10 protein-coding genes are annotated in these 10,088 nt (G+C 62.6%); 4 read left to right on the forward strand and 6 right to left on the reverse strand.

Features of this window, described 5'->3' with window-relative positions; translation table 11 throughout:
• Positions 1 to 189: 189 nt before the first annotated feature.
• From P775_RS21960 to P775_RS21980, 5 genes are all read right to left on the reverse strand, one after another.
• Positions 190 to 1,401 (reverse strand): acetyl-CoA C-acetyltransferase, encoded by a 1,212-nt coding sequence (locus P775_RS21960; protein ID WP_099912991.1) that lies wholly within the window; start codon positions 1,399 to 1,401, stop codon positions 190 to 192.
• Positions 1,402 to 1,412: 11 nt separating this feature from the next.
• Entirely contained in the window at positions 1,413 to 2,051 is a 639-nt protein-coding gene (locus tag P775_RS21965; RefSeq protein ID WP_099912992.1) for a glutathione S-transferase family protein, read from the reverse strand.
• Positions 2,052 to 2,511: 460 nt separating this feature from the next.
• Positions 2,512 to 4,293: an acyl-CoA dehydrogenase C-terminal domain-containing protein gene (locus P775_RS21970; RefSeq protein ID WP_099912993.1), complete on the reverse strand. Its 1,782-nt coding sequence runs from the start codon at positions 4,291 to 4,293 to the stop codon at positions 2,512 to 2,514.
• Positions 4,294 to 4,320: 27 nt separating this feature from the next.
• Positions 4,321 to 4,725 (reverse strand): MerR family transcriptional regulator, encoded by a 405-nt coding sequence (locus tag P775_RS21975; protein WP_099912994.1) that lies wholly within the window; start codon positions 4,723 to 4,725, stop codon positions 4,321 to 4,323.
• A gap of 234 nt (positions 4,726 to 4,959) precedes the next feature.
• The gene (locus tag P775_RS21980; protein WP_099912995.1) at positions 4,960 to 5,331 is read right to left on the reverse strand and encodes a MerR family transcriptional regulator; all 372 of its coding nucleotides are present in this window, start codon (positions 5,329 to 5,331) and stop codon (positions 4,960 to 4,962) included.
• Positions 5,332 to 5,681: 350 nt separating this feature from the next.
• Here P775_RS21980 and P775_RS21985 point away from each other — a divergent pair, with 350 nt between their 5' ends.
• From P775_RS21985 to trpB, 4 genes are all read left to right on the forward strand, one after another.
• Complete coding sequence (locus P775_RS21985; RefSeq protein ID WP_099912996.1) at positions 5,682 to 6,104, forward strand: PaaI family thioesterase; 423 nt, start codon at positions 5,682 to 5,684, stop codon at positions 6,102 to 6,104.
• The gene (locus P775_RS21990) at positions 6,104 to 6,613 is read left to right on the forward strand and encodes a PaaI family thioesterase (protein ID WP_099912997.1); all 510 of its coding nucleotides are present in this window, start codon (positions 6,104 to 6,106) and stop codon (positions 6,611 to 6,613) included. The genes P775_RS21985 and P775_RS21990 overlap by 1 nt, the downstream gene beginning before the upstream one ends.
• 29 nt (positions 6,614 to 6,642) lie before the next feature.
• On the forward strand, positions 6,643 to 7,980 hold the full coding sequence (locus P775_RS21995; protein WP_099913001.1) for an MATE family efflux transporter: 1,338 nt from the start codon (positions 6,643 to 6,645) through the stop codon (positions 7,978 to 7,980).
• Positions 7,981 to 8,079: 99 nt separating this feature from the next.
• On the forward strand, positions 8,080 to 9,300 hold the full coding sequence (gene trpB, locus P775_RS22000; RefSeq protein ID WP_099912998.1) for a tryptophan synthase subunit beta: 1,221 nt from the start codon (positions 8,080 to 8,082) through the stop codon (positions 9,298 to 9,300).
• Between the two features lie 95 nt (positions 9,301 to 9,395).
• Here trpB and P775_RS22005 read toward each other — a convergent pair whose 3' ends face one another.
• Positions 9,396 to 9,764, reverse strand: coding sequence for a DUF2237 family protein (locus P775_RS22005; RefSeq protein ID WP_099912999.1), 369 nt, complete (start codon positions 9,762 to 9,764; stop codon positions 9,396 to 9,398).
• Positions 9,765 to 10,088 lie beyond the last annotated feature (324 nt).

The raw sequence follows: 10,088 nt of genomic DNA on the forward strand, positions 1-10,088 counted from the left end.
CGGAAGTGTCGCACATTTGGCCGACTTTTGATCCCCTGCTGTTGCGTAGCATACGTATTGCGCAAGCAATCTCTATCCTTTTGCGCGCACATGACTGCGCGACGCGCCTTTCAAAGGGTTGCCAACCCCTGACGACGGCGCGCCACACCGGCCCGATAGCTTGCGCACCGCTGCCGCGCGCCATCTCCATCAGACCCGCTCGATGATCGTGGCGGCGCCCATGCCCGACGCGATGCACAGCGTGGCCAGACCGACGCTCTTGCCGGACCGTTCCAGCTCGTCCAGCAAGGTGCCGATGATGATCGCGCCGGTGGCCCCCAGCGGGTGGCCCATGGCGATAGATCCACCATTGACGTTGACCTTGTCGGCATCGACGTCAAAGGCCTGCATGAAGCGCAGAACCACGCTGGCAAAGGCCTCGTTCACCTCAAAGAGGTCGATGTCGCTGATGCTCATCCCGTTGTCTTTCAGGATCTTTTCCGTCACAGGCACCGGCCCGGTCAGCATGATCGTCGGATCGGTGCCGATCTTGGCGGTGGCGCGGATGCGGGCGCGCGGCGTCAGCCCGTATTTCTCGCCAAACTCCTTGTTGCCGATCAGCACACCGGCAGCACCATCGACGATGCCGGATGAATTGCCCGCATGGTGGATGTGGTTGATCCGCTCAAGATGGGGGTATTTCATCAGCGCGATCTTGTCGAAACCGGGCATCACCTCGCCCATCATCTGAAAGCTGGGGTTAAGCGCGCCAAGGCTCTGCATGTTGGTCTCGGGGCGCATGTATTCGTCGCGGTCCAGAATCGCGAGGCCGTTCTGATCGCGCACCGTCAGGATCGACTTTTCGAACCGGTTGTCATCCCAGGCTGCCTTGGCCCGGCGCTGGCTTTCCACCGCCAGAGAATCCGCATCATCGCGGCTGAAGCCATATTCGGTGGCGATGATGTCCGCGGAAATCCCCTGCGGCACAAAATAGGTGTCCATGGCAACGCTCGGGTCCACGGCAATCGCCGCCCCGTCGCTGCCCATGGCCACACGGCCCATCATTTCAACGCCGCCCGCGATATAGGCCTCGCCCGCGCCGCCGCGCACCTGATTGGCGGCAATGTTCACCGCCTCCATGCCGGAGGCACAGAACCGGTTGATGGCAAGGCCCGGGATCGACTGGTCGAGATCAGAGGCGAGCACCGCCGTGCGCGCCAGACAGCCGCCCTGTTCACCGACCTGCGTGACATTGCCCCAGATCACATCCTCGACCGCATGGCCGCTCAGATGGTTGCGTTCCTTCAGCCCGTTCAGCACCTGCGCCGACAGGCGCACAGAGGTCACCTCATGCAAAGCACCGTCCTTGCGGCCCTTGCCGCGTGGGGTGCGGATCGCGTCGTAGATATAAGCTTCGGTCATGGTTGTCTCCTTCAGGCCCGGTCCGAGGGGTTGCCGGGCATCAGATCGTAGGGGTGTTTCCAGCCGGGCTGTTCGCTGATGCGGCTCAGCCAGGCGTCGATATGGGGCCAGTCGGCGCGATCGAACCCGAACGGTTCGGGATAATAGAGATAGGCACAGCAGCTGAGATCGGCATTGGTGAGGTCCTGCCCGACAATCCAGTCGCGCCCGGCAAGGTGGCTGTTCAGCACCTCATAGGCGGCTTTGAGGCGGCCCTCCATGAACTGGATCACCGGGGCAGGGCGCTTGTCCTCGGGCAGGAAATTCATCAGGAACCGGGTCATCCCGGCCTGACTGGACAGCTTGTGATTGTCCCAGAACACCCAGCGCATGACCTCGCGCGCCTCTGCCGGGGTCGCGCCGCCGAACTTGCCGCTTTTCTCGGTCACATACATCTGGATCACGCCGGACTGGGATATCTTGACCGCGCCATCCACCAACACAGGGGCCTCGCCCATCTCGTTGATCTCGCTACGGTATGCGGGCGCGCGCGTCGCGCCGTTGAAAAAATCGACAAAGACCGGCTCCCAGTCCAGCCCCGCCAGTTCCAGCGCCAGCGCCGCCTTATAGGCATTGCCGGATTCTCCAAAGCAATGAAGTTGCATCGTCATGCCAGTCGCCCTCCCTTGGCGCGGGTTGTGATGGTGGATTTTGCGTATTTGGAAAGAGAAGAAGCGCAAAAAGCGGCTCTGCGGTAACTGCGTGTTAAGGTTAACGCGGCCAGAGTTGAGGGGCGGTACAGGCTGGCGAGCCGATGACCGCAAGAGGAGAAGCCCTGGACTCCCGCCCGCATGGGTAAATCCCGATTTGGTGCCGGAGGACAGGGTGGACCTTCCCCCGCTTCTTCTCTTTCCAAATACGCAAAATCCGACAGTGCGGTTGGGACCAACGGTGTGCGGGTCAGCGCAGCGGAGCTTCCATGCCCAGCGCAGGCGCGGAACGAAACCCCGCCTCCCCCCGCAATCTCTGTCCTACAGTCTGATCTCATCCGGCTCCCCCCTTCAGAGTGTCTTGCATCCGGGTCTCCGACCCTTTTGACGGACGGGGCAGATCCCTGTCCCCATCCTTGCGTCAGAACTGCGCGGCGTCCAGTTCCATCACCGTATCCGCGCCGGTTCTGATGCGTGCCAGATGCAGCGCCGTGGCAGGCAGCTGGCGCGCCATGTAATAGCGCCCGGTGGCGAGCTTGGTTTCATAGAACTGGGCATCGCCGTCGCCCGACGCAAGCCCGGCCCGGGCCGCAACGCCCATCCGCGCCCACATCAAGCCCAGACAGACATGGCCGAACAGGTGCATGAAATCATAGGACCCCGACAGCGCGTTGTTCGGTTTCTTCATGCCTTCGGACATGAAATACATCCCCGCCGCCTGCAGATCTTTGGACGCCGCCTTGAGCGGGTCAAGGAACTGCGCGTCGAAATCGGCATCCTGACCGGCGTTTTCCTTGAGGAAGGTCTTCACCATCTCAAAGAAGCCCATCACATGCTTGCCGCCGTCCTGACCCAGCTTGCGGCCCACGAGGTCAAGCGACTGGATGCCGTTGGTGCCCTCGTAGATCATGGTGATGCGGGCATCGCGCACGAACTGCTCCAACCCCCATTCGCGGGTAAAGCCCGATCCGCCCAGCGTCTGCTGTGCCAGCACGGTTGTCTCGAACCCCTTGTCGGTCAGGAACCCTTTGAGCACCGGCGTCAGCAGCGAAATCAGCCCCTCGGCCTGTGCATCGCTGTTGCGGTGCGCCCGGTCGATCAGCGACGCGCCCCAAAAGGTGAACGCCCGCGCGCCTTCGATAAAGGACTTCTGGTGCAGCAGGTTGCGGCGCACATCCGGGTGCACGATGATCGGATCGGCGGGTTTGTCCGGCGCCTCGGCCCCTGTTACCGCACGGCCCTGCAAACGCTCCTGCGCAAAGCCAAGCGCGTTCTGATAGGCGACGACGCCCTGCGCATAGCCCTGCAGGCCAACGCCCAGACGCGCCTCGTTCATCATGGTGAACATGGCGCGCATGCCCTTGTGCATTTCACCAATCAGGAACCCCTTGGCGCCATCATAGTTCATCACGCAGGTGGCATTGCCGTGAATGCCCATCTTTTTTTCCAGACCGCCGCAGGACAGCGCATTGCGCGCGCCCAGCGATCCGTCTGCGTTCACCAGAAACTTTGGCACGATGAACAGCGAAATGCCTTTGACTCCGTCCGGCCCGCCCGGAATCTTGGCCAGCACCAGATGGATGATGTTGTCGGTCAGGTCATGTTCGCCCGCCGAAATCCAGATCTTCTGCCCGGTGATCGCATAGGACCCGTCGTCCTGCGGTTCTGCCTTGGTGCGGATCAGGCCCAGATCGGTGCCGCAATGCGGCTCGGTCAGGTTCATGGTGCCGGACCAGGACCCTTCGACCATCTGGGGCAGATACGTCGCCTTTTGCGCATCCGTGCCATGGGTGTGGATCGCGTTATAAGCGCCGTGCGACAGGCCCTGATACATGTTGAAGGCCATGTTGGACGACACGAACATCTCGCCCACAGCCGAATTCATCAGGTAGGGCATGCCCTGCCCACCATACTCGGGGTCGCAGTCGAGGCCGATCCAGCCCCCCGCCCGCATCTGGTCGTAAGCGTCCTTGAACCCGGTCGGCGTGCGCACGACACCGTTTTCCAGCGTGCAGCCTTCGGCATCGCCAACCGGGTTCAGCGGAGCGAGCACATTCTCGCTCAGCTTGCCTGCTTCTTCGAGGATCGCCTGTGTCGTCTCGCGGTCCAGATCCTCGTAACCGGGGATGTCGGATTGGGACATCTTCAGTACGTCGTGCAGAATGAACTGCATGTCCTTGGTTGGCGCGTGATAGATCGGCATCGGGTCCTCCTCAGGGTCTGTGTCTGCCTATTCTGCGGCGTTCTTCGTCTGGTTCATTGAGGCGAGCATTTTTTCGCCCCATTGCAATTGTTCTTCCAAGTCCGAAATCGCCCGGTTCAGCTCATCCCGCTGGGCGACCATCTCGGCCAGCCGCTGCTGGGCGATCTCATGAGTCTTGGTGATCTGCGTCTGCTGCTGATCGCCAATGTCGTACAGGTCCAGAAGCTGGCGGATCTCTTCAAGGCTGAACCCGAAACGCTTGCCGCGCAGGATCAGCTTGAGTCTGGCGCGGTCGCGCCGCGTGAACAGGCGCTTCTGCCCTTCACGGATCGGAAACAGCAGTTCTTTCGCTTCATAGAATCTCAGGGTGCGGGGCGTTACCTCGAACGCATCGCACATCTGTCGGATTGTCATCGTTTCGTGTTCGGTCATCTTCCAAGCCTATCGTAGGGTTAATTGCCCGGCGAAATGCGGCCCTTACCGGTGTCTTACAATGAGAATTTGGGGTGACGTAGTCAGACGCTGCGTCACATTTTCGTTGACGTAAGATAAGATCGCGTCAACGATCACCTCGGGAATTTCGTTAAATCCCCAAGAGGCGGCTTGATGTTTTTCTGTGATCGCCCGAACTGACGCAACGGCGCCCCAGGCGATCACCTTGTCAGATCACGAAATAAGCGACTCGGCTGTTTCGTCGCGCAGCCGCTTCAGCTCGACCATCGCTTCGTCCAGTTGGCGGCGCTGTTCGGCCAGTTCGGCCAGTTGCCCGTCCGCCAGCGCGACCCAGGCCTGCATCTGCGCCGAGGTGCCTTCCTTTTCGTAGATCAGCAGCCATTGGCGGATGTCTTCCAGATGAAAGCCGAACTTGCGCCCGCGCAGGATCAGCGTCATCCGTGCCCGGTCGCGGGGACCGTACCAGCGGGCGCGTCCTTCGCGCTCTGGTTGCAGAAGCTCGATATACTCGTAATACCGCAGGGTGCGTGGCGTCACATCATAATGCGCGCACATTTCCTTGAAGCTGAAGCGTTTTTCATTCATCGACCCGGCCTCCTTTTATCCGAAACCTAGTGACAGGCGGGCACAAGAGCAACATCACAGACAGCCCGATCCCCCTGCGCGGGGGATTTCTTTTGCGGCGCACGGGGCAGGCCCGGGTGCTGAGGCTTCTACCGCCATCCGTGTGCGCAGGGTATAAAACCCCCGTGACGCTGGCCCGTGACGCTGGCCCGTGACGCTGGCCCGTGACGCTGGCCCGTGACGCTGGATTGACCCCCCTGCCGGATTGTTTTCCGTTCGGGCGGCGTCAGGTTCCTGCGGCGTCTTGCACATGGCTGCGGGGCGTGGTCCAACTCGGGCAGTGTTTCGGGCACATATCAAGGAAACCCGCCATGGATGCCGATCAGATCGAAACCGCCCGCCAGTTCATCGAGGCGCTGCCCCATGCCGCAGCCCTCGGCCTCAGCGTCGTGCAGATCGGCGATGGGATGGCCGAAATCGTGATGCCCTACAATCCCTGCCTGATCGGCGATCCCGACACCGGCGTGATCCACGGCGGTGCCGTGTCCGCGCTGATGGACACCTGCGGCGGCGCCGCGGTGGTCAGCCACCCTTTGTCCGGGGGCGGCACCGCAACGATAGGTCTGCGCATCGACTACATGCGTGCTGCCACCCCGGGTCAGTCGATCACGGCGCACGCGGTCTGTCACCATATCACCCGCTCGGTCGCCTTTGTGCGCGCCACTGCCACGGATGACGACACCGACCGCCCCGTCGCCACCGCAACCGGCACCTTTACAGTGGAACAGGGCTGATGGCGCGTCGTCCCCCCGAACCCGTTCAGGTGATCAAACAGCGCCGCGATGCCGCGCTGAATGCCCTTGTGAGCGGTGTGCCCTATATCAGCTTCCTCGGCATCCGGTTCGACCGGCGCGGGGACGAGTTGACCGGCCTGCTGCCCTATGATGACAAGCTGATCGGCAACCCGCTGCTGCCCGCGATCCACGGCGGTGTGACGGCGGCGTTTCTTGAGGTGACGGCGATCATCACCCTCAGCTGGTCCTGGCTGTGGGAGGATATCGAAAGCGGCAAGCTCAAGCTGTCGGATCTTGAGGCCGGAAGGCTGCCGCGCCTGCCCAAGACCATCGATTTTTCCACCGACTATCTGCGCACCGGCCTGCCGCGCGACGCCTATGCCCGTGCCCGCGTGACCCGGTCCGGTCGGCGCTATGCAAGCGTGCATGCGCAGGCCTGGCAGGACAATCACGACCGTCCCTTTGCCGAATGTTCGGCGCATTTCCTGATGCCGCGCAGCGACGGCTGAGCAGCGCCGTTCGCCGAAAGATCCTGCAGATGAGTGACGCCACCGCCCATATCCCCGCGCCGCTGCGCGATGTTACCCATCGCCGGGTGCTGAGCATCGCCATTCCCATCGTGCTGTCCAATGCGACCGTACCGATCCTGGGCGCGGTGGACACCGGCGTTGTCGGGCAGATGGGTCTGGCCGCCCCCATTGGCGCCGTGGGCATCGGCGCGGTCATTCTCACTGGCGTTTACTGGCTGTTTTCCTTCCTGCGCATGGGCACCACCGGCCTTGCCGCTCAGGCCACGGGGCGGGGGGACCGGGCCGAGGTCGCCGCCCTGCTGACCCGCGTGCTGATGATCGGCTTTTGTGCCGGGCTGCTGCTGATCCTGGGGCAGGGGCTGATCTTTCGCGCCGGATTCGCCCTGTCCCCCGCCAGCGAAGAGGTCGAAAGCCTTGCTCAGACCTATATGGCGATCCGCGTCTGGTCCGCCCCGGCGGCGATTGCGCTTTATGGCATCACCGGCTGGCTGATCGCGCAGGAACGCACCCGCGCCGTTCTGGTGCTGCAGCTCTGGATGAACCTGATCAACATCCTGCTCGATCTGTGGTTTGTGCTGGACCTTGGCTGGGGCGTCAGCGGTGTGGCCAGTGCGACGGTCATCGCCGAATGGTCGGGGCTGATCATGGGCCTGTGGCTCTGCCGTGCAGCGTTCCGCGTGCCCGCTTGGCGCGACTGGCCGCGGGTCTTTGACCAGGTCAAGCTTGTGGGCATGTTGCGGGTCAATTCCGACATCATGCTGCGCTCTTTCCTCCTGCAGGGCATCTTTATGTCCTTTCTGTTTCTCGGCGCCGACTTCGGTGATGTGACGCTGGCCGCCAATCAGGTGCTGGTGCAGTTTCTTGAAATCACCGCCCATGCGCTCGACGGTTTCGCCTTTGCGGCCGAGGCGCTGGTGGGGCAGGCCGTCGGCGCGCGCAGCCCGGCACATCTGCGGCGCGGCGCCCTGCTGACCAGCTTCTGGGGGCTGGTGATCTGTGGCGGTCTGTCGCTTGCCATTGCCTTTGGCGGGCCGTCGCTGATCGATCTTATGGCCGATGTGCCACCTGTTCAGGCCGAGGCGCGGGTCTATCTGCCCTGGATGGTCGCCGCCCCGGTGCTGGGCCTTGCGGCCTTCATGCTCGACGGGATCTTTATCGGCGCGACCCGCACCGCGGACATGCGCAACATGATGATCCTGTCGGCGCTGATCTATGTGGGCGCGGTGATCGTGCTCTTGCCGCTCCTTGGCAACCACGGGCTTTGGGCGGCGCTGCTGATCTCGCTTGTGGCGCGGGGCGTGACTCTGGGCTGGCGCTATCCCGCGCTTGAACGCGCGGCGGCCTGACGCGATCTTGTGCCCTGCCGGGACGCGAGACTTCGAAATCGCTCTGGAAATCCACGCCCTGCAGCCCTAGAACAACCACTGAAACACGGGAGACGCGCGATGAACGACCTCTTCAACAGCTTCATGACCGGCCCCGACGAAAAGGGCCGCTTTGGCAATTTCGGCGGGCGTTTCGTGTCTGAGACCCTGATGCCGCTCATCCTTGAACTGGAAGAGCAGTACGAGATTTCCAAGACCGACGACAGTTTCTGGGAAGAAATGCACTTCCTGTGGAAACATTACGTCGGCCGGCCCAGCCCGCTCTATTACGCTGAACGCCTGACCGAACATCTGGGCGGCGCCAAGATCTATCTCAAACGCGACGAGCTGAACCACACCGGCGCGCACAAGATCAACAACGTGCTCGGCCAGATCATCCTCGCCCGCCGCATGGGCAAGACCCGCATCATCGCGGAAACCGGCGCGGGCCAGCATGGCGTCGCGACCGCCACCGTCTGTGCCAAGTTCGGGCTGAAATGCGTCGTCTACATGGGCGCACATGACGTGGAACGCCAGAAACCCAACGTCTTTCGCATGCGCCTGCTGGGGGCCGAGGTCATTCCGGTGACATCTGGCCGTGGCACGCTCAAGGATGCGATGAACGACGCGTTGCGCGACTGGGTCACAAACGTGCGCGACACCTTCTATTGCATCGGCACCGTGGCCGGTCCGCACCCATACCCCGCGATGGTCCGCGATTTTCAGGCCATCATCGGCAAGGAAGCCAAGGAACAGATGCACGAGGCCGAAGGCCGTCTGCCCGACACGCTCATCGCGGCGATCGGCGGTGGGTCGAACGCAATGGGGCTGTTCTACCCCTTCCTGGACGACAAGGATGTCAACATCATCGGGGTCGAGGCCGGCGGCAAGGGTGTCAATGCCAAGATGGAGCATTGCGCCTCGCTCACCGGGGGGCGTCCCGGCGTGCTGCATGGCAACCGCACCTACCTGTTGCAGGATGACGACGGTCAGATCCTCGAAGGGTTCTCGATCTCCGCAGGGCTCGACTATCCCGGCATCGGGCCGGAACATGCCTGGCTGCATGACATCGGCCGCGCCAAATACGTCTCGATCACCGATAAAGAGGCGCTTGAGGCGTTCACCCTGTGCTGTGAAAAGGAAGGGATCATTCCCGCCCTCGAACCCAGCCACGCGCTGGCCCATGTGATGAAGATCGCACCGGATCTGCCTGCGGATCACCTGATCTGCATGAACATGTGCGGGCGCGGCGACAAGGACATCTACACCGTGGCCAAGCACCTTGGCTTTGACATGGACTGACACGTTCCGGGCGCAGGCTTAGACCCACTATACTACAAAAGGCCCGGCTGTTTCAGCCGGGCCTTTTTCATATGTCCGTCGGGGCGCTGCGCTGTCTAGGCCTTGTACTGTTCCAGTATCTTCAGCGGCACCACATCCAGCGCGCTCAGATGGGTCGCGGCCAGCCGCACCTGCGGCGCACAGCCTTCGTCATGGGCCTGCAGGAACCGGCTGGCACAGAGGCACCAGGCATCGCCGGGTTTCAGCCCGGCAAAGCCGAACTCCGGGCGCGGGGTGGACAGGTCATTGCCGACATATTTCGAATAGGCCAGGAATTCCGCTGTCATGATGGCGCAGACCGTGTGGCTGCCCTTGTCGGCCACGCAGGTGTTGCAATGCCCGTCGCGAAAGAACCCGGTGACCGGATCTGCGCCGCAAAGTGCCAGCTTCTTGCCCAGTACGTTGATATCGGGATATTTTTCCATGTCAGCTCTCCTCATGTGCGCGGGATATGTGCCAGAAGCCATCCGGCAGGTAGCAAAGGCCGCCGGGTCTTGTAGCATTCGTCACGCTCTGTCCTGTGGCGACCGTCCGCATGTCGCGCCCCTTGTCCGTTGCGCCAGTCAAACACGTGCGGCGTCGGGGCGCAAACCCTGTCAGCGAAACCGGTCCGCCAGTTTCTGCAGCGGGTTGCGGGTATCCTCGGCGCTGTCATCGCTTGATGTGGGGGCGGGCGTCTGCGGCTCTGCCGCGGTGGGGGGCTGCGGCGGGGCCGCGGTGTGGGGCTTGGCCTTGGCGGGTTTTGCGGG

Source organism: Puniceibacterium antarcticum (assembly GCF_002760615.1).
In the GTDB taxonomy this organism is placed as follows: domain Bacteria; phylum Pseudomonadota; class Alphaproteobacteria; order Rhodobacterales; family Rhodobacteraceae; genus Puniceibacterium; species Puniceibacterium antarcticum.

Coding starts and splice junctions, on each gene's coding strand:
- P775_RS21960 (WP_099912991.1), bottom strand. CDS start 1,401: ATGACCGAAGCTTATATCTACGACGCGATCCGCACCCCACGCGGCAAG.
- P775_RS21965 (WP_099912992.1), bottom strand. CDS start 2,051: ATGACGATGCAACTTCATTGCTTTGGAGAATCCGGCAATGCCTATAAG.
- P775_RS21970 (WP_099912993.1), bottom strand. CDS start 4,293: ATGCCGATCTATCACGCGCCAACCAAGGACATGCAGTTCATTCTGCAC.
- P775_RS21975 (WP_099912994.1), bottom strand. CDS start 4,725: ATGACCGAACACGAAACGATGACAATCCGACAGATGTGCGATGCGTTC.
- P775_RS21980 (WP_099912995.1), bottom strand. CDS start 5,331: ATGAATGAAAAACGCTTCAGCTTCAAGGAAATGTGCGCGCATTATGAT.
- P775_RS21985 (WP_099912996.1), top strand. CDS start 5,682: ATGGATGCCGATCAGATCGAAACCGCCCGCCAGTTCATCGAGGCGCTG.
- P775_RS21990 (WP_099912997.1), top strand. CDS start 6,104: ATGGCGCGTCGTCCCCCCGAACCCGTTCAGGTGATCAAACAGCGCCGC.
- P775_RS21995 (WP_099913001.1), top strand. CDS start 6,643: ATGAGTGACGCCACCGCCCATATCCCCGCGCCGCTGCGCGATGTTACC.
- trpB (WP_099912998.1), top strand. CDS start 8,080: ATGAACGACCTCTTCAACAGCTTCATGACCGGCCCCGACGAAAAGGGC.
- P775_RS22005 (WP_099912999.1), bottom strand. CDS start 9,764: ATGGAAAAATATCCCGATATCAACGTACTGGGCAAGAAGCTGGCACTT.